Below are 17,029 nucleotides of genomic sequence, written 5' to 3' on the forward strand. Positions count from 1 at the left end.
TAAAAATTAAAAAATTTGTGCAAAACAACAACTGTGAATGACAACGTTAAAATTTTTTGTCAATCCCACATGGTATCAGGTATCCTGTGGCGGCCTTGACCGGTTCATTAGACGAATATCTTTAAATCGTCAAATTTAAGCTCATTATGCCACTGCCTGAAATTTGCGCAAAATAGCTTAAAATTTTATGTATTCTTCTCATCATGCCAGAAAGTAAACCCGGCATGATGTTAATCATAATTGTCAGTATCCATCTGCGCTACGCTGTGCGACTCACTGACCTTTTTTAGCCACGTATCATAAATAGGTACTTCCATGTCGAGTAAGTTAGTACTGGTTCTGAACTGCGGTAGCTCCTCACTGAAATTCGCAATCATCGATGCAGTTAATGGTGACGAGTACCTCTCTGGTTTAGCCGAATGTTTCCACCTTCCAGAAGCGCGCATCAAGTGGAAAATTGATGGCGGTAAACAAGAAGCGGCTTTAGGTGCAGGTGCCGCTCACAGCGAAGCGCTGAACTTTATCGTTAACACTATTCTGGCACAAAAACCAGAACTGTCTGCACAGCTGACCGCAATCGGTCACCGCATCGTGCATGGTGGCGAAAAATACACCAGCTCTGTGGTTATCGACGAATCCGTTATTCAGGGCATCAAAGATGCAGCCTCTTTCGCACCGCTGCACAACCCGGCTCACCTGATTGGTATCGCCGAAGCGCTGAAATCCTTCCCGAACCTGAAAGACAAAAACGTGGCTGTGTTCGACACTGCGTTCCACACCACGATGCCGGAAGAGTCCTACCTGTATGCGCTGCCGTACAAACTGTACAAAGAGCATGGCGTTCGTCGCTATGGCGCACACGGCACCAGCCACTTCTATGTAACTCAGGAAGCAGCCAAAGTCCTGAACAAACCGGTTGAAGAGCTGAACATCATCACCTGCCACCTGGGTAACGGTGGTTCTGTATCCGCTATCCGTAACGGCAAATGCGTTGACACTTCCATGGGTCTGACCCCGCTGGAAGGCCTAGTAATGGGTACCCGTTCTGGTGATATCGATCCGGCTATCATTTTCCATCTGCATGACACCCTGGGCATGAGCGTTGAAGCTATCAACAAAATGCTGACCAAAGAGTCCGGTCTGCTGGGCCTGACCGAAGTCACCAGCGACTGCCGTTATGTAGAAGATAACTACAAAGATAAAGAAGACGCGAAACGCGCAATGGACGTTTACTGCCACCGTCTGGCGAAATACATCGGCTCTTACACTGCGCTGATGGAAGGTCGTCTGGACGCGGTTGTCTTCACCGGTGGTATCGGTGAAAACGCCGCCATGGTACGTGAACTGTCTCTGGGTAAACTGGGCGTTCTCGGCTTTGAAGTTGATCACGAACGTAACCTGGCTGCCCGTTTTGGTAAGTCTGGCTTTATCAACAAAGAAGGCACCCGCCCGGCTGTCGTTATCCCGACAAACGAAGAGCTGGTCATCGCGCAAGACGCGAGCCGCCTGACTGCCTGATTCCACACACCGCCAGCCCCCGCTGGCGGTGCTGTTTTGTAACCCGTCTTACAAGACGGTAACGAAAGAGGATTAACCGTGTCCCGTATTATTATGCTGATCCCTACCGGAACCAGCGTCGGCCTGACCAGCGTCAGCCTTGGCGTTATCCGTGCTATGGAACGCAAAGGCGTTCGTCTGAGCGTCTTTAAACCGATCGCCCAGCCGCGCGCCGGTGGCGATGCGCCGGACCAGACCACCACTATCGTGCGTGCCAACTCTGGTCTGACTGCAGCAGAACCGCTGAAAATGAGCCACGTTGAGTCGCTACTCTCCAGCAACCAGAAAGACGTGCTGATGGAAGAGATCATCGCCCGTTACCACGAAAGCAGCAAAGACGCTGAAGTGGTGCTGGTTGAAGGCCTGGTTCCGACGCGTAAACACCAGTTCGCGCAGTCGCTGAACTTTGAAATCGCGAAAACGCTGAACGCAGAAATCGTGTTTGTTATGTCCCAGGGCACCGACACGCCGGAGCAGTTGAAAGAGCGTATCGAACTGACCCGCAACAGCTTCGGCGGCGCGAAAAATACCAACATCACCGGCGTTATTGTTAACAAACTGAACGCTCCGGTTGATGAACAAGGTCGTACCCGTCCTGACTTGTCTGAAATTTTCGATGACTCGTCTAAAGCGAAAGTTATTCATATCGACCCGGCTAAACTGCAAGAAGCCAGCCCGCTGCCGGTGCTGGGCGCAGTGCCGTGGAGCTTCGATCTGATTGCCACCCGCGCAATCGACATGGCTCGCCACCTGAATGCAACCATTGTTAACGAAGGCGATATCAAAACCCGCCGTGTGAAATCGGTGACCTTCTGTGCGCGCAGCATTCCGCACATGCTGGAACACTTCCGCCCGGGTTCACTGCTGGTGACTTCCGCAGACCGTCCGGACGTGCTGGTTGCCGCTTGCCTCGCGGCGATGAACGGCGTGGAGATCGGTGCGCTGCTGCTGACTGGCGGTTACGAAATGGACGCCAGCGTGCGCAAACTGTGCGAACGTGCATTCGCCACCGGCCTGCCGGTATTTATGGTGAATACCAACACCTGGCAGACCTCCCTGAGCCTGCAGAGCTTCAACCTGGAAGTTCCGGTTGATGATAACGAGCGTATCGAAAACGTTCAGGAATATGTGGCTGGCTACATCAATGCCCAGTGGATCGATTCTCTGACCGCGACTTCCGAGCGCAGCCGTCGTCTCTCTCCGCCGGCCTTCCGTTACCAGTTGACTGAGCTGGCGCGCAAAGCGGGTAAACGCGTTGTTCTGCCGGAAGGCGACGAACCGCGTACCGTGAAAGCTGCTGCTATTTGTGCTGAACGTGGTATCGCGACCTGTATCCTGCTGGGTAATCCGGACGAGATCAACCGCGTCGCTGCTGCACAAGGCGTTGAGCTGGGCACCGGGATTGAAATCGTCGATCCGGACGTCGTACGTGAAAGCTACGTTGCTCGCCTGGTTGAACTGCGTAAGAGCAAGGGCATGACCGAAGCCGTCGCCCGCGAACAACTGGAAGACAACGTGGTTCTCGGCACGCTGATGCTGGAACAGGACGAAGTAGACGGTCTGGTTTCCGGTGCTGTGCACACCACCGCGAACACCATTCGTCCGCCGCTGCAGTTGATCAAAACCGCACCGGGTAGCTCACTGGTTTCCTCCGTGTTCTTTATGCTGCTGCCAGAACAGGTTTATGTGTACGGTGACTGCGCCATCAACCCGGATCCGACCGCTGAACAACTGGCAGAAATCGCGATTCAGTCTGCGGATTCCGCCATCGCGTTCGGTATCGAACCGCGTGTGGCAATGCTCTCCTACTCCACCGGTAACTCCGGCGCGGGTAGCGATGTAGAGAAAGTGCGTGAAGCGACTCGTCTGGCGCAGGAAAAACGTCCGGATCTGGTTATCGACGGTCCGCTGCAGTACGACGCCGCCGTAATGGCTGATGTTGCGAAATCCAAAGCGCCGAACTCTCCGGTTGCAGGTCGCGCTACCGTGTTCATCTTCCCGGATCTGAACACCGGTAACACCACCTACAAAGCGGTACAGCGTTCTGCCGACCTGATCTCCATCGGGCCGATGCTGCAGGGTATGCGCAAACCGGTTAACGACCTGTCCCGTGGCGCGCTGGTAGACGATATCGTCTACACCATCGCACTGACCGCGATCCAGGCATCCCAGCAGTAATTTGCTTTAACCGGCAACAAAAAGGCGACCTGATGGTCGCCTTTTTTATTTATCCCCGCTTATTCACAGTAGCTCCCGAGCCGCCGCCACGATGTCATTCGCCGTTAGCCCATACTCTTGTTGCAGAAAATCCTGTGTTCCCACCTGACCATAGCGCTCTTTCACACCGACACGACGCATTGGCACCGGGCAGGTTTCCACTAACACTTCAGCCACGGCAGAGCCCAGTCCGTTATGAATGCTGTGGTTCTCACAGGTAACAATCCGCCTGGTCTTTTCTGCGTAGTTCTTCACCAGCGCACGATCGATAGGTTTTAAGGTAAACATATCGATCACCGCCGCGCTAATGCCCTCCTGCGCCAGTTGCTGCGAGGCGGTCAGCGCTTCTGCCACCATAATGCCGTTAGCGATTAACGTAATGTCTGTCCCCTCGCGCAGGACATTACCTTTACCGATCGTAAACCGCGATCCCGGCTGGTAGATAGTGGGAGCCTGTTTGCGAATGGTGCGCACCCAGTAAAAGCCTTCCAGATCTGCCAGTTGATGCAGAATATCGGAGAACATCACCGCATCTGTCACCTCCAGCACGACCGAATGCGCCAGTCCGCGTACAATCCCCATATCCTCAAATGACATATGCGTCCCGCCGTTATGGCACGCGGTGACGCCCGCATCGGAAGCAATGACCTTCACATTGTTGCGCTGGTAATCTAGCGCCATAAACAACTGGTCGAAACAGCGTCGGCTGGCAAACGCGGTGAATGTATGCACAAACGGTTTACGTCCGGTCAGTGAAAGCCCCGCTGCCGTGCCGATCACATTGGCTTCCATGATGCCGCAATTTATCACCTGTTGCGGATACTTTTTATGGACACCATCCATCGCCATTGAGCTCATCAAATCGGCTTCCAGAGCAATAATGTTACTGCCCGACTCGATCTGCTCACTGATAAAACCGGCATAAACTTTACGCATCTCAATGCTGTCTTTGCCGCCCGGTTCAGCCACCTTAATCATGCGCCGCCTCCAGTTGTTCGATGGTATCGTTTAGCGTCTGCCTCATCTCATCCGTCAGGCGTAAATGGTGCGAATTGCTGAGATTCTCAAGGTACGGCACCCCCTGCCCTTTAATGCTGTCGAGGATAACCAGCCGCGGTCTGGCATCCGCTGGCGGAACAGGCTTCACCACATCCAGAAGCGCAGCAATATCGTTCCCCTTCACCGTGCAAACATCAAAGCCGAAGGCGCGAAATTTCCCTTCCAGATCGAAGGCGCAAATAATTTCATCCAGTTCGCCATCCAGCTGTTGCTTGTTCCAGTCGACAAACACCGTCAGATTGTTGAGCCGATGATGGGCAATAAACTGGAATGCTTCCCAGCACTGCCCTTCATTCAGTTCTCCATCGCCAACAATGCAAAACACGCGATTAGACCTGCCCGCCAGCTTATGGCCCAGCGCTATTCCGCCCGCGATAGAAATGCCCTGACCAAGTGACCCTGTCGTGGCATCTACACCGCGGGTTTTTAAGCGATCCGGATGGCTTGGCAATCGGGTACCATTTTCGTTGAGCGTCATCAGCGCTTCCTGCGGGAAAAAACCTTTCAGTGCCAACGTACTATACAGTGCCGGGCCTGCATGACCTTTCGAGAGCACAAAGTAGTCGCGTTCCGGCCAGTCGGGGTCAGACGGATCAACTCGCATGACCTCGCCATACAGCACCGCGAGGGTTTCCACCACCGACATGCTGCCACCATAATGACCAAAACCGAGATGCGTTAAGGCCTTGAGCGTGGCGACACGAATGTCCCGTGCAAATTGTGTTATTTCTGCAATTGTGCTCATGACTTCGCTCCATTCTTTTCATCTGCATCGCTCGCAGTCGTCTTGCTTTTCGACATCACATTCCAGATCACTAATGCGATGAACAGCGCCACCACCACGCCGGTAATGACCATCGGTGACAGATAACGCGCCAGATTGCCCAGCACAATGCCAATAAAGCCAAAGTCAGCATCGGAGAAAGTGGTATTGGCAAAGCCGAGCGCACCCAGTACTGGCAGCAGCAATACCGGCAGGAAAGTGATCAGCAAACCATTGGCGAAGGCACCGATCATCGCCCCACGTCGACCGCCGGTAGCGTTACCAAACACACCCGCCGTCGCACCGGTGAAGAAGTGCGGCACCACGCCTGGCAGAATCAGCACCAGCTTCATCTGGCCGAGCAGGAACAGCCCCACCAGTCCGCCGAGAAAGCTGAACAAGAAACCGACCAATACCGCGTTTGGCGCATAGGGATAAACCACCGGGCAATCCAGCGCCGGGCGGGCGTTTGGTACCAGTTTTTCGGAAAAGCCGGTAAACGCCGGAACAATTTCCGCCAGGATCAAGCGAACACCTTGCAGGATAATGAACACACCCGCGGCAAAGGTGATGGCCTGAATAATCGCGTAGACGAGGAAGTTCTGCCCGGCGCTCAGTTGGCTTTCAACATATTCGCGTCCGGCGCAAACGGCGAGGATCACGTAAATAATGATCATCGTCAGCGAGATAGAGATGGAGCTGTCACGCAGGAAGCTCAGGTTTTTCGGCAGGTTCATCTCCTCAGTTGAACGTGATCCCTTCCCGCATTTACTCCCAATCCAACCTGATAAGACGTAGCCCAGCGTACCAAAATGACCAAAGGCGATATCATCATTGCCGGTGATCCGCTTCATGTAACGCTGTGCAATCGCCGGGAAAAACGCCATCACCAGGCCCAGGATCAACGATCCGGTAAACACCAAACCGACACCTTCAAACCCGGCAACGGTAAGGATCACGCCAATCATACAGGCCATATAAAAGGTATGATGCCCGGTCAAAAATATATATTTCAGACGGGTAAAACGCGCCACAATAATATTCGCCACCATGCCGAACGCCATGATCAGCGCTGTTGACGCACCATATTTTTCAAGCGCAATAGAAACAATCGCTTCGTTATTAGGAATAATCCCCTGAATATTAAAAGCATGCTCAAACATGCCGCCCAATGGATTTAACGAGCCGACGAGCACTGTCGCACCACCGCCAAGTACGATAAAACCAAGAATGGTTTTAACCGTGCCTTTTACAACGTCAGAAAAAGATTTTTTCTGCGCGACCAGGCCAATCAGCGCAATTAACCCCACCAGTACAGAGGGGACTTTCAAAATATCAACAACAAAATTTAGCGTTTCAAGGATAAACATATCCACCTCGCTTTATACATGTCGCACCATGGTGCACTGCATCCGGTTGATGTTAACGGCTGGCGAAGAAAGCGCTGATTTTCGCTTCCAGTTCATTGATATCAATAATATTATTAAGTACCACCAACTGGTTTTCCGGCACGCTGGCGCTGGCGGCGATATCTTTTGCCATCACAAACACATCGGCGGCACCTGGTGTGGCGGAAGAGAGGTCGGAATGCTCAACTTCCGCTTCAATATTTAATTTTTTAAGTACTTTTTTAATATTCATTTCGACCATAAAACTACTTCCCAGGCCGGATCCGCAAATTGCCATTATTTTCATTGTATTTACCTTTTTTGAGTAGAGTACGACCGCATCGCCCATAGCAGGCAATGTCTCATCACTGGTGAAAAAAATAAAAATCAGAAGCGTTGAATAATGTTTTTAATTTCCTCCAGAGTATTTGCACGATGTAATTGCGCCATATCTTCATCGCTGGAGAATAACTCTGCCAGCGCGGCGATCATTTCGACATGGCTGTGTTTATCTGGTGCGGCCAGCATAATAATGATGTCAACCGGATCGGATTCTTCAGATCCAAAATTCACTCCGCGAGACAATTTTAGTAATGACAGGCCTAAACCTTTCGCCCCTTCCTCTGGTCTGGCATGCGGCATGGCAAGTCCCGGCGCCAGCACATAATACGGACCCAATTTGTGGTGCTGCGCGACAATGGCTGTCACATACTCCGGCGTAATGGTGCCAGAAGCGAGCAGTGGCCTGGCGCAGATTTCCAGCGCTTGTGGCCAGTCTTCGACGTTTGCAAGCATCTGAATGGTCTTCTCGTTAAGCCATTGGTTTAACACTTCGCGCTCCTTATCGAGGATGAGATGGGCAAACTTTATGCAACTCAGCAGCGCTTATCCGTGATGATAGTCTCAAAGATAGCGCTACCAACAAGAATGATCGAAAATTGTGATAGCGCTATCAGATATGAAAACGCAGAGGAATTCGCAGAAAAAGCAGGGATTTCCGGCGTATACTCCCTTGAGATGACTCATAACTCAGCGCCTGAGCTATCAGGGCTGTCAGGAAACGGAATGACAATAACCCGAAAACGTCGGAGCACAGGAAAAGTCACTCTTGCCGATGTGGCGCAACTGGCGGGCGTCGGCACCATGACTGTCTCACGGGCATTACGTACCCCAGAGCAGGTCTCAGATAAATTGCGCGAGAAGATAGAAGCCGCGGTACAGGAACTGGGATACATGCCCAACCTGGCAGCCAGCGCGCTGGCTTCCGCCTCATCGTGGACGATCGCCATGGTGGTGCCAAGCCTTGCCGAATCCGGCTGCTCGGAAATGTTCGCCGGTTTGCAGCAGGTTTTACAGCCTGCTGGCTATCAAATCATGCTCGCCGAATCACAACACCGGCTGGAGCAGGAGGAGAAGCTGCTGGAAACCCTGCTCGCCTCCAATCTGGCCGCGGCAATTTTGCTCAGCGTCGAACATAGCGACACGGTACGCCACTGGCTGAAAAACGCCTCCATCCCGGTGATCGAAATTGGTGCGGTGCGTGCCGATCCGATAGATATGAATATCGGTATTGATAACGTTGCGGCGATGTTCGAACTGACGCAAATGTTGGTTCAGCGCGGCTATCAAAATATCGGCTTATTGTGCGCCAACCAGGAACAGTGGATTTTCCAGCAACATTTGCAGGGCTGGTATAAAGCGATGCTGCGACATCATCTGTCACCGAACCGGGTGATCAACGCCGCCGCCCCCCCTGTCTTTTCAACGGGCGCGGCACAATTGCCGGAGTTTCTGCTGGCGTGGCCGGAACTGGACGCACTGGTATGTGTCTCGGATGAGCTGGCTTGCGGCGCGCTATATGAGTGTCAACGGCGCAGAATTAAGGTTCCGGATGATTTAGCGATTGTCGGCTTCGGCGACAGCGATGTCAGCCGGGTATGTGTGCCGCCTTTAACGACAATTTCCGTGCCGCATCGCAAGATTGGTATTGAAGCAGGACGCGCACTGCTGGCGCGCCTGAATGATGAAACCTGGGAGAATAAAACGCCGATTGCACCGACGTTTTGCTTGCGTGATAGCTGCTAGTTATTCCGTTTCCTGCGCTATTTCCACGTCATTGCTGGCATTGCGCGTCATCCACAACGCCAGCGCTTTCAGCGAATCACTCGTAAACTCGTCACAGCGGGCGGTGATCTCTTCCGGCGTCATCCAGCAGACTTCGCTAACTTCTTCTTCCTGCAACGCGAACGGCCCATGAGAAACACAGCTGAACAGCCCGCCCCAGACCCGACAATGTTCATCTTCAAAGTAAAACTGACCATGTTCGGCAAAAGGCACCCCGGCGATGCCTAACTCTTCTTCCGCTTCGCGGCGCGCGGAATCCAGCAGGTTTTCCCCTGCCTGCACCACACCACCGGCGGTGGCATCCAGCATACCGGGCATAAAATCTTTGATCTCTGTGCGACGCTGCACCAGCACTTTGCCCATCCCATCATGCACCACAATGTAGGTTGCGCGGTGACGCAGACATTGCGCCCGCATTTGCTGCCGGCTGGCCTGCGCTATCACCTCATTGTCTTCATTGACAATGTCCACCCACTCCATGCCTGCAAAATGACTCTGTTCCACCATCGGGAAATCTTCTCTTTAGGGCGCTCTGTTGGCGCGTTTCGGTTGAAAGGTAACTTACGGATTAATCGTGACCTGCGCAATAACCCGCTGATCATTAAGTGTGATAACGCGCAATACGTTCTCTTCCAGCATGCCGTAGCTGGCAGCGAACCCACCTTTTGGGATACTGACCGAACCGGGGTTAAAGTGGAAAATCTCGCCCCGTTTTTCGGCAACCGGAATATGGGTATGACCATAGATCAGCACATCCCCCGCCGCCAGCGACGGCTCATTATCCGGGCCAAAGAGATGACCGTGCGTCAAAAACAGGCGGCGTTCAGGCAGTAAAACCTGCTGCCAGGGCGCAGTAATCGGGAACTTCAGCAGCATCTGATCCACTTCACTGTCGCAGTTGCCGCGCACGGCAATAATCCGGCTGGCCTGGTCGTTCAAACGGTCCGCAACCTGCGCAGGCTTGTAACCTTCAGGTAAGGCATTGCGCGGGCCGTGATTCAGTACATCGCCAAGGATCACCAACCAGCGGGCATCACTTTGCGCGAACAGTTCCAGTACGCGTTCCGTCGCGGGCAACGACCCATGAATATCCGATGCAAACATCAGTTTCATCACTGCACCTCATGTGGAAGAAAACGCCCCATAATAACGGAAGTTGCCGGGCTAATCAGCCCGCGCGCTTAGCGGAAAGTGCAACAAAGCGCTGGACCGATGAGCGTTGCCACTGGAAGGTAGCGTAATCCGCCAGCCGCTCGGGCACGTTGTCGCCGTTCAACACCAGCCGGTTCAGCATCAATGCCAGGTCAACATCGGCGATACACCATTCGCCAAACAGATTCGGTTTATCGTGCGCCAGCAGCTCACCGGCAATCGCGAACAGCTTAGCGGCGCTCGCCTGCCCGGCAGCACTGAGCGGCGCTTTTTTGGCTCCGGCAAAGACCACCGTTGTCGAACGCTCATCGCGGATAGGCATTAAATCGCTACGTAGCCAGGCCTGAATTTGCCGGGCGCGCGCGCGTTTTTGCAGATCCAGCGGATAAATACGCTCCCACTCCGGCGGGGCGAAGCGCTCCTCCAGATATTCATCAATCGCCGTGGATTCGCTGAGCTCAAACCCTTCAATCTCCAGCACCGGCACACGTTGCGTCAGGCTAAAACCCGGCCAGCCAGGCGCAAGTTGGGCACCACTGTCAAGATCGACGGTTTTCAGGGTAAAGGGCAGCCCTTTTTCATGTAGTGCGACATAGGCCGACAGCACATACGGGGAAAAATACTCTGCGTCAGACCATAAGGTGATAGCCGGTTCGCTCATAACATCCTCGTTCAGTAGTTGGGATTTTTTTTCAAAATATAACGTCCTGTGCGCCCTGTCACTTGATGAAAGTTCACGCATCAGAGGTAACACCTATACTCAAACTCAGACGTTTCTTTTCCGCATAACGGGAGCTTTGATGATAGACCTCTATTTTGCGCCCACACCAAACGGTCATAAAATAACGCTTTTTCTGGAAGAGGCGGAGCTGGAATATCGCCTGATCCGTGTTGATATCAGCAAGGGCGATCAGTTTCGCCCCGACTTTCTGACCATCTCTCCTAACAACAAAATTCCGGCCATTGTCGACCATCTGCCCGCCGATGGCGGTGCACCGCTTAGTGTGTTCGAATCCGGCGCCATCCTGCTTTATCTGGCAGAAAAAACAGGAAAATTACTCAGCGGTGAACTCCGCGAACGCCATCTTACGCTGCAATGGCTGTTCTGGCAGGTCGGCGGGCTGGGGCCGATGCTCGGGCAGAACCATCACTTTAACCACTTTGCGCCGCAGCCGGTGCCCTACGCTATTGAGCGCTACCAGGTAGAAACCCAGCGTTTATATCAGGTGCTGAATAAGCGTCTTGAACGCGTACCGTGGCTGGCAGGCGAGCACTACAGTATTGCCGATATTGCCGCCTGGCCGTGGATCAATGCCCATTCGCGCCAGCGGGTCGAGCTGGAAGATTATCCGGCGGTATTTAACTGGTTTGAGCGTATTCGTACACGTCCGGCAACCGAACGGGCATTGCAGAAGGCACAACAAGTGTAAGTGTCGCGGATAACCTCTTCACATTGCTGAAAAATTTGATGCAAAATGTGCCCGCCATCGCATGCGGGTTTTGCTGAGTCACATATGCTGAGGAAAGGCATACACATCCTGGAGGGAAGCATGAAGATACTGATTACCGGCGGAACTGGTTTGATTGGTCGTCATCTGATCCCCCGCCTGCTGGAGCTAAAACACAGTGTGACTGTGGTAACGCGCAACCCCGCCAAAGCACAACAGTTGCTTGACGCGCGCGTCAGCCTGTTAAAAGGGCTAAATGAGCTGAACAACCTGAATGATGTTGATGCGGTAATCAATCTGGCCGGTGAGCCCATTGCCGATAAGCGCTGGAGCGAGGAACAAAAACAGCGCCTGTGCAATAGCCGCTGGCAGATAACCCAGCGGATTGTCGATCTGATCAACGCCAGTGACACACCGCCGCAGGTGCTGATTTCCGGTTCAGCCGCTGGTTACTATGGCGATCTCGGTGAAGTAGTCGTTACAGAAGAAGAGCCGCCACACAACGAATTTACTCATAAGCTGTGCGCCCGCTGGGAGCAAATCGCCTGTGAAGCGCAAAGCGATCGCACCCGGGTTTGCCTGCTGCGCACCGGTGTGGTGCTCGCACCGAAAGGCGGCATTCTCGCTAAGCTGCTGACGCTGTTTCGTCTTGGCCTTGGCGGCCCGATTGGCGATGGTCGCCAATATCTGGCGTGGATCCATATAGACGACATGGTTAACGGCATACTCTGGCTGCTGGATAACGATCTGCGCGGGCCGTTCAATATGGTTTCCCCCTATCCGGTCCGTAATGAGCAGTTCTCCCACACGCTCGGGCATGTGCTGCACCGTCCGGCCATTATGCGTGCTCCGGCGTTTGCGGTGCGCCTGATGATGGGCGAATCCTCTGTGCTGGTACTGGGCGGCCAACGCGCGCTGCCAAAACGTCTCGAAGCCGCCGGTTTTGCCTTCCGCTGGTACGATCTGGAAGAGGCGCTGGGGGATGTGGTTCCCTCCTAATTTTCGTGGCATCCGTATGTCGTTGGCGGTGGTAAGCTAAAGCGCCTTACCACCGCAAAGGCGATTTCATGACGTTGTACACGCCCCGCTTTACGCTCTCTTCATTTCAGGAATCTGACTGGCCGTTTTTTCTGCATCTGCGTTCAAACGACAGCGTGATGCGCTATATGGCCGAAATCGCCTCCCGGGCGCAAATCCGAACCCTGTTTGACGATCGCCTGCGGGACAGCAACGCCTTTATCATTCGCGATCAACACAGCGCGGTTGGTGATATCGGCCTGCGTATCAGCCAGCATAACCCGCATGAAGCCGACGTTGGTTATTCGGTTACGCCAGCAGCGCAGGGGCGCGGTATCGCCTCCGAAGCGCTGCAAACGCTCTGTGATTACGTCTTTTCGCAGGGTAACGTGAATGCGCTTAATGCGTGGGTGCTGGCGGACAATCAGGGTTCAGTACGGGTGCTGGAAAAGAGCGGCTTTACCCGCGTACAGGTGCTGGAAAAAGTTTATCTGCTCCATGGCGAGTATTATGACGACTGGGTTTACCGGCGGGAAAAATAAGGCTTACACGCAGCGCTGACAGGCACGTTAAAAGAGAGGAATAGTGAAGGGATGAAATCCGGCAAAATGCGCTTTTGGCTTTATGTGGTGCTGTTCGCCGCCTGGATTATCTGGATACTTTTTGCCAGCAGACTCAGCCATAAGGTCTACCTGCAGGCGGGCGAGCCTGACACGCTGGTGATGCTGGCGATTGCCGTACTGGTGAGTTTATTAGCAACCTGGCACAGCAGGGAAAAAGTCACCCGCAACAAAACCCGGCTGCTGACGTTTTTGGGCCTCGTTTTGTTCACAGCAATGACGTTGTGGAATGTGCCGGAAGCCTGGGTGCGCTATAGCGCAAACCAGATGGTGCGCAGTGAAGTGGCTTTCTCGATTGGTCATCCTGGCCCGCCGGTCAGTAAGAGTAAGCACTGTGAAGCAGGGTTACGTTTCTATGACGAGTGGCTTCAACGCCCGATTGAGCTGTGCACGCGCGACGTCATCGTTCCGCCAGGCGCACAGACGGTGCAACTGGAAAAACGCGTCAGCGCCAGAGGTGCCGTGTTTACTCACTATCGTTTTCTCTCCGCGAACGGCATCCCGCAGGGATGGTGGCCTGTCTCGCCACCTTCCCGCTAAGATGTTTTATTTCAGCGAACCTTTAAGGAACTGCTGCAAACGCGGGCTTTTCGGATTGCCGAATACTTCATCCGGTGTGCCTTCCTCTTCAATCTTGCCCTGATGCAGGAAGATCACGTGGGTGGAAACATGGCGGGCAAACCCCATTTCGTGAGTCACCACCACCATCGTTTTTCCCTCTTCCGCCAGCTGTTGCATGATGCGCAGCACTTCGCCCACCAGTTCCGGATCCAGCGCCGAAGTGGGCTCATCAAACAGCAACACTTCCGGCTCCATCGCCAGCGCACGCGCGATAGAAACACGCTGCTGTTGGCCACCGGATAAATGTACCGGGTATTTCTGCTGCTGCATCGTATCAATGCCGACCTTCGCCAGGTATTTCACCGCTCGCTCGCGGGCCTCCTGCTTGCTTAAGCCGAGCACCTGAATGGGCGCTTCCATGACATTTTCTAATACCGTCATATGGCTCCACAAATTGAAATGCTGGAACACCATCGTCAGGCGGGTACGCAGCAGACGCAGCTGGTTTTTGTCGGCCACTTTTAACTGGCCGTCTTTGTCGCGCACCAGATTGATATTCTGCCCGTTAACCACAATCGAGCCTTCACTCGGTTTTTCGAGAAAGTTAATGCAGCGCAGAAACGTACTTTTACCGGAGCCGGAGGAGCCGATGATGCTAATCACATCACCTGCGTTCGCCTGCAGCGACACCCCTTTCAGCACTTCATGCTCGCCGTAGCGCTTGTGTAGATCGATAACGTTTAATTTATTCTCAGACATCGTGTTCTCAGTGCGTCGAAGAAGGTTTCATATGCTGCAGCCAGCGCTTTTCCGCTTTGCGAAAGAGGCTTATCAGCACATAAGAGATAATCAGATACAGCACTGCGGCAAGACCAAACGCGGTAAACGGCTGGTAGGTCGCAGAGTTAATATCGCGAGCAATTTTCAACAAATCCGGCACGGTGGCAGTGAACGCCAGCGCCGTGGAGTGCAGCATCAAAATCACCTCGTTGCTGTAAGCGGGCAGCGCGATGCGCAACGCCGAGGGCAGGATAATGCTGCGATACATTTTGAATGAGGAGAAACCATAGGCGCGCGCCGCTTCAATTTCACCGTGCGGCACAGAGCGGATCGCCCCGGCGAAAATCTCTGTTGTATAGGCGCAAGTGTTGAGCGTGAGCGCCAGCACCGTACAGTTAAGGCCACTGCGGAAAAAGGCGTTCAGCAGCTCGGTGCCTTTCACCACTTCCAGCGTGTACATACCGGAGTAGAACACCAGCAACTGCACATACAGCGGCGTGCCGCGAAACACATAGGTGAATAACCAAATCGGGAAACAGATAAATTTATTGCTGGAAACACGTCCGATAGCCAGAAAAATCGCCATCACGCCGCCCATTACCACCGAGGAGATCAGCAACCATAGCGTGATCGCCACGCCGGTCAGGCGATAACCATCGCTCCACAGCAGGGATTTCCAGTACTCCTGAATAATCTCGATCACAGGTCAGCCCTCTTCACACCCACCGAGTAGCGACGTTCGAGCAGAAGCAGTACGCCATTGGAAGCCGTTGTAAAAATGAGATAAATAACGCCGCAGACAATCGCGAAATAGAACGGCTCCCAGGTGCTTTTCCCGGCGAGCTGCGTGGCTTTGACCACATCTTCCAGCCCCAGCAGCGACACCAGCGCAGTGGCTTTGAGGATCACCTGCCAGTTATTGCCAATGCCCGGCAGCGCATAACGCATCATCGCCGGGAACAGAATGCGGCGGAAAGTCTGGCGACCGGTAAAACCGAAGGCGGTTGCGGCTTCAATGTGCCCCTTCGGCACCGCCATATAAGCACCGCGGAAGGTTTCCGTGAAATAGGCGCCGTAGATAAAGCCGAGCGTGATGATACCCGCCACCATCGGATCAATATCCAGCTGCTCCATGCCCAACGCATCGGTAATGCCATTGAGCGCAATTTGCAGGCCGTAAAAAATAAGCAGCATCAGCACCAGATCCGGCACACCGCGAATAAGCGTGGTATAGCCTTCAAATATCAGCGCGAGAAGCCGGTTTTTCGAGAGCTTCGCGCCCGCGCCCGCAAGGCCAATCAGCACTGCCAGCACCACGGAGCTGAGAGCCAGCTCCAGCGTGACCAGCGCGCCTTGTAAAATGACTTGAGAAAACCCGTACAGCATGCAGCCAGTCCTGTCGTGTGTGGTGTTGCCGTGTCTCTTCCCCTCCCACAGCGGGAGGGGCCGCACGTTAATCACGCGTGGTATTAACCACCGTAAACATCAAAATCAAAGTATTTCTTCGCCAGCTTTTCGTAAGTCCCGTCAGCACGCATCTCTGCAAAGGCTTTATTCAGCGCGTCGCGCAGTTCGGTATCACCTTTACGCACGCCCATACCGGTACCGACGCCAAACAGTTTTTCGTCTTTGATGGAAGGACCACCAAATTTATAGGCTTTGCCTTGCGGGGTTTTCAGGAAACCTTCGCTGGCAGCCACTTCATCCTGAAACGCCGCGTCGATACGGCCCGCAGTCAGGTCGGAGTAAATATTGTCCTGCCCCTGATAGGAGACAATTTCTACGCCTTTCGGCGCCCAATGGACGTTGCCGTAGGTTTCCTGCGTGGTGCCTTGCAGCACGCCAATGCGTTTGCCTTTCAGTTTGTCCAGCTCCGGCTGAACATCAGAATCTTTCGCCACCACCAGGCGGGAATCCGCCGCGTAGAGCTTGTCGGTAAAATCAATTTCCTGCTGACGTTTTTCCGTAATAGAGAGCGACGACATAATGGCGTCGATTTTTTTCGCTTTCAGCGACGGGATCAGCGCGTCGAGTGGGTTTTCGATAAACACACATTGCGTATTAATGCGTTTACAGAGCTCTTTTGCCAGATCGATATCAAAACCCACTAATTCCCCCTGCGCATTCTTCGATTCGAAAGGCGCATAGGTGGGATCGGTACCGATACGTAATTTTTGCGGAATGGCGGCAAACACATTGGAAACGCTGGAGAAAGCGAGCACCAGAGAAAGAGATAACACCAATTTTTTCATCATTATCCTCAACAGACTGTCTTCCCTAAGGGAATTCTCATCACAATACGGTGCCGCTATCGTGCCACTTTATGCCCCGTTAAGGCAAAAA

Annotated in this window: 19 protein-coding genes; 7 read left to right on the top strand and 12 right to left on the bottom strand. The window is 53.5% G+C overall.

All coding sequences use genetic code 11. The annotated features are described in order from the left end of the window. The first annotated feature begins 315 nt into the window (after positions 1-315). Positions 316-1,518, top strand: a complete 1,203-nt coding sequence (gene ackA / locus IP581_RS15650; RefSeq protein ID WP_017458607.1) for an acetate kinase — start codon at positions 316-318, stop codon at positions 1,516-1,518. 78 nt (positions 1,519-1,596) lie between these two features. After that, positions 1,597-3,735, top strand: coding sequence for a phosphate acetyltransferase (gene pta, locus IP581_RS15655; RefSeq protein WP_086868035.1), 2,139 nt, complete (start codon positions 1,597-1,599; stop codon positions 3,733-3,735). Positions 3,736-3,798: 63 nt separating this feature from the next. Here the strand turns inward: pta and IP581_RS15660 are convergent, their stop codons facing one another. From IP581_RS15660 to IP581_RS15680, 5 genes are all read right to left on the bottom strand, one after another. Then, positions 3,799-4,752 (bottom strand): transketolase family protein, encoded by a 954-nt coding sequence (locus IP581_RS15660; RefSeq protein ID WP_086871054.1) that lies wholly within the window; start codon positions 4,750-4,752, stop codon positions 3,799-3,801. Then, complete coding sequence (locus tag IP581_RS15665; protein ID WP_193820807.1) at positions 4,745-5,578, bottom strand: transketolase; 834 nt, start codon at positions 5,576-5,578, stop codon at positions 4,745-4,747. The genes IP581_RS15660 and IP581_RS15665 overlap by 8 nt, the downstream gene beginning before the upstream one ends. Beyond that, on the bottom strand, positions 5,575-6,966 hold the full coding sequence (locus IP581_RS15670; RefSeq protein WP_086871050.1) for a PTS ascorbate transporter subunit IIC: 1,392 nt from the start codon (positions 6,964-6,966) through the stop codon (positions 5,575-5,577). Before IP581_RS15670 ends, IP581_RS15665 begins: the two co-directional genes overlap by 4 nt. 52 nt (positions 6,967-7,018) lie before the next feature. Then, on the bottom strand, positions 7,019-7,291 hold the full coding sequence (locus IP581_RS15675) for a PTS sugar transporter subunit IIB (protein ID WP_020454540.1): 273 nt from the start codon (positions 7,289-7,291) through the stop codon (positions 7,019-7,021). Positions 7,292-7,371: 80 nt separating this feature from the next. Beyond that, positions 7,372-7,779 carry a PTS sugar transporter subunit IIA gene (locus tag IP581_RS15680; RefSeq protein WP_407659156.1) on the bottom strand — a complete coding sequence of 136 codons (408 nt, stop codon included), beginning with the start codon at positions 7,777-7,779 and terminating at the stop codon, positions 7,372-7,374. A gap of 270 nt (positions 7,780-8,049) precedes the next feature. Here IP581_RS15680 and IP581_RS15685 point away from each other — a divergent pair, with 270 nt between their 5' ends. Further along, on the top strand, positions 8,050-9,069 hold the full coding sequence (locus IP581_RS15685) for a LacI family DNA-binding transcriptional regulator (protein ID WP_086871046.1): 1,020 nt from the start codon (positions 8,050-8,052) through the stop codon (positions 9,067-9,069). On the opposite strand, the gene yfcD is transcribed toward IP581_RS15685, so the two are convergent. From yfcD to yfcF, 3 genes are read right to left on the bottom strand one after another with little or no spacing between them, the layout of a single operon-like run. Continuing rightward, complete coding sequence (gene yfcD / locus IP581_RS15690) at positions 9,070-9,615, bottom strand: NUDIX hydrolase YfcD (protein WP_086871044.1); 546 nt, start codon at positions 9,613-9,615, stop codon at positions 9,070-9,072. 54 nt (positions 9,616-9,669) lie between these two features. Beyond that, positions 9,670-10,221, bottom strand: a complete 552-nt coding sequence (gene yfcE, locus IP581_RS15695) for a phosphodiesterase (protein ID WP_141399340.1) — start codon at positions 10,219-10,221, stop codon at positions 9,670-9,672. 55 nt (positions 10,222-10,276) lie between these two features. After that, complete coding sequence (gene yfcF, locus IP581_RS15700; protein ID WP_193820808.1) at positions 10,277-10,921, bottom strand: glutathione transferase; 645 nt, start codon at positions 10,919-10,921, stop codon at positions 10,277-10,279. A 139-nt stretch (positions 10,922-11,060) separates the two neighbouring features. Here yfcF and yfcG point away from each other — a divergent pair, with 139 nt between their 5' ends. The 4 genes from yfcG to IP581_RS15720 all read left to right on the top strand — a co-directional run bounded on the left by yfcG (position 11,061) and on the right by IP581_RS15720 (position 13,885). After that, complete coding sequence (yfcG, locus tag IP581_RS15705; RefSeq protein ID WP_097400375.1) at positions 11,061-11,690, top strand: GSH-dependent disulfide bond oxidoreductase; 630 nt, start codon at positions 11,061-11,063, stop codon at positions 11,688-11,690. A 120-nt stretch (positions 11,691-11,810) separates the two neighbouring features. After that, positions 11,811-12,707, top strand: coding sequence for a TIGR01777 family oxidoreductase (locus IP581_RS15710; protein WP_193820809.1), 897 nt, complete (start codon positions 11,811-11,813; stop codon positions 12,705-12,707). Positions 12,708-12,775: 68 nt separating this feature from the next. Continuing rightward, on the top strand, positions 12,776-13,267 hold the full coding sequence (locus tag IP581_RS15715) for a GNAT family N-acetyltransferase (RefSeq protein WP_193820810.1): 492 nt from the start codon (positions 12,776-12,778) through the stop codon (positions 13,265-13,267). Between the two features lie 51 nt (positions 13,268-13,318). After that, positions 13,319-13,885, top strand: a complete 567-nt coding sequence (locus tag IP581_RS15720) for a hypothetical protein (protein WP_193820811.1) — start codon at positions 13,319-13,321, stop codon at positions 13,883-13,885. Between the two features lie 6 nt (positions 13,886-13,891). Here the strand turns inward: IP581_RS15720 and hisP are convergent, their stop codons facing one another. The 4 genes from hisP to hisJ form a co-directional block, all read right to left on the bottom strand. Next, a complete protein-coding gene (gene hisP / locus IP581_RS15725) occupies positions 13,892-14,665 on the bottom strand; it encodes a histidine ABC transporter ATP-binding protein HisP (RefSeq protein WP_086871029.1) in 774 nt (257 codons plus the stop codon). A 7-nt stretch (positions 14,666-14,672) separates the two neighbouring features. Beyond that, complete coding sequence (locus IP581_RS15730; protein WP_086871026.1) at positions 14,673-15,389, bottom strand: ABC transporter permease; 717 nt, start codon at positions 15,387-15,389, stop codon at positions 14,673-14,675. Continuing rightward, the gene (locus IP581_RS15735; RefSeq protein WP_097400372.1) at positions 15,386-16,072 is read right to left on the bottom strand and encodes a histidine ABC transporter permease HisQ; all 687 of its coding nucleotides are present in this window, start codon (positions 16,070-16,072) and stop codon (positions 15,386-15,388) included. The genes IP581_RS15730 and IP581_RS15735 overlap by 4 nt, the downstream gene beginning before the upstream one ends. Positions 16,073-16,155: 83 nt before the next feature. Then, positions 16,156-16,938, bottom strand: coding sequence for a histidine ABC transporter substrate-binding protein HisJ (gene hisJ, locus IP581_RS15740; RefSeq protein ID WP_017458619.1), 783 nt, complete (start codon positions 16,936-16,938; stop codon positions 16,156-16,158). Between the last annotated feature and the right edge of the window lie 91 nt (positions 16,939-17,029).

It is taken from the genome of Kosakonia pseudosacchari, from assembly GCF_015167415.1.
Taxonomy (GTDB): Bacteria; Pseudomonadota; Gammaproteobacteria; order Enterobacterales; family Enterobacteriaceae; genus Kosakonia; species Kosakonia pseudosacchari.

Bases quoted from the DNA above. Each gene is read 5' to 3' on its own strand.
- yfcD (WP_086871044.1), bottom strand. From the start codon at position 9,615: ATGGTGGAACAGAGTCATTTTGCAGGCATGGAGTGGGTGGACATTGTC.
- IP581_RS15670 (WP_086871050.1), bottom strand. From the start codon at position 6,966: ATGTTTATCCTTGAAACGCTAAATTTTGTTGTTGATATTTTGAAAGTC.
- IP581_RS15675 (WP_020454540.1), bottom strand. From the start codon at position 7,291: ATGAAAATAATGGCAATTTGCGGATCCGGCCTGGGAAGTAGTTTTATG.
- IP581_RS15720 (WP_193820811.1), top strand. From the start codon at position 13,319: ATGAAATCCGGCAAAATGCGCTTTTGGCTTTATGTGGTGCTGTTCGCC.
- hisP (WP_086871029.1), bottom strand. From the start codon at position 14,665: ATGTCTGAGAATAAATTAAACGTTATCGATCTACACAAGCGCTACGGC.
- IP581_RS15665 (WP_193820807.1), bottom strand. From the start codon at position 5,578: ATGAGCACAATTGCAGAAATAACACAATTTGCACGGGACATTCGTGTC.
- IP581_RS15735 (WP_097400372.1), bottom strand. From the start codon at position 16,072: ATGCTGTACGGGTTTTCTCAAGTCATTTTACAAGGCGCGCTGGTCACG.
- IP581_RS15715 (WP_193820810.1), top strand. From the start codon at position 12,776: ATGACGTTGTACACGCCCCGCTTTACGCTCTCTTCATTTCAGGAATCT.
- ackA (WP_017458607.1), top strand. From the start codon at position 316: ATGTCGAGTAAGTTAGTACTGGTTCTGAACTGCGGTAGCTCCTCACTG.
- IP581_RS15680 (WP_407659156.1), bottom strand. From the start codon at position 7,779: ATGCTTGCAAACGTCGAAGACTGGCCACAAGCGCTGGAAATCTGCGCC.
- IP581_RS15710 (WP_193820809.1), top strand. From the start codon at position 11,811: ATGAAGATACTGATTACCGGCGGAACTGGTTTGATTGGTCGTCATCTG.
- yfcF (WP_193820808.1), bottom strand. From the start codon at position 10,921: ATGAGCGAACCGGCTATCACCTTATGGTCTGACGCAGAGTATTTTTCC.
- IP581_RS15685 (WP_086871046.1), top strand. From the start codon at position 8,050: ATGACAATAACCCGAAAACGTCGGAGCACAGGAAAAGTCACTCTTGCC.
- hisJ (WP_017458619.1), bottom strand. From the start codon at position 16,938: ATGAAAAAATTGGTGTTATCTCTTTCTCTGGTGCTCGCTTTCTCCAGC.
- yfcG (WP_097400375.1), top strand. From the start codon at position 11,061: ATGATAGACCTCTATTTTGCGCCCACACCAAACGGTCATAAAATAACG.
- IP581_RS15660 (WP_086871054.1), bottom strand. From the start codon at position 4,752: ATGATTAAGGTGGCTGAACCGGGCGGCAAAGACAGCATTGAGATGCGT.
- yfcE (WP_141399340.1), bottom strand. From the start codon at position 10,221: ATGAAACTGATGTTTGCATCGGATATTCATGGGTCGTTGCCCGCGACG.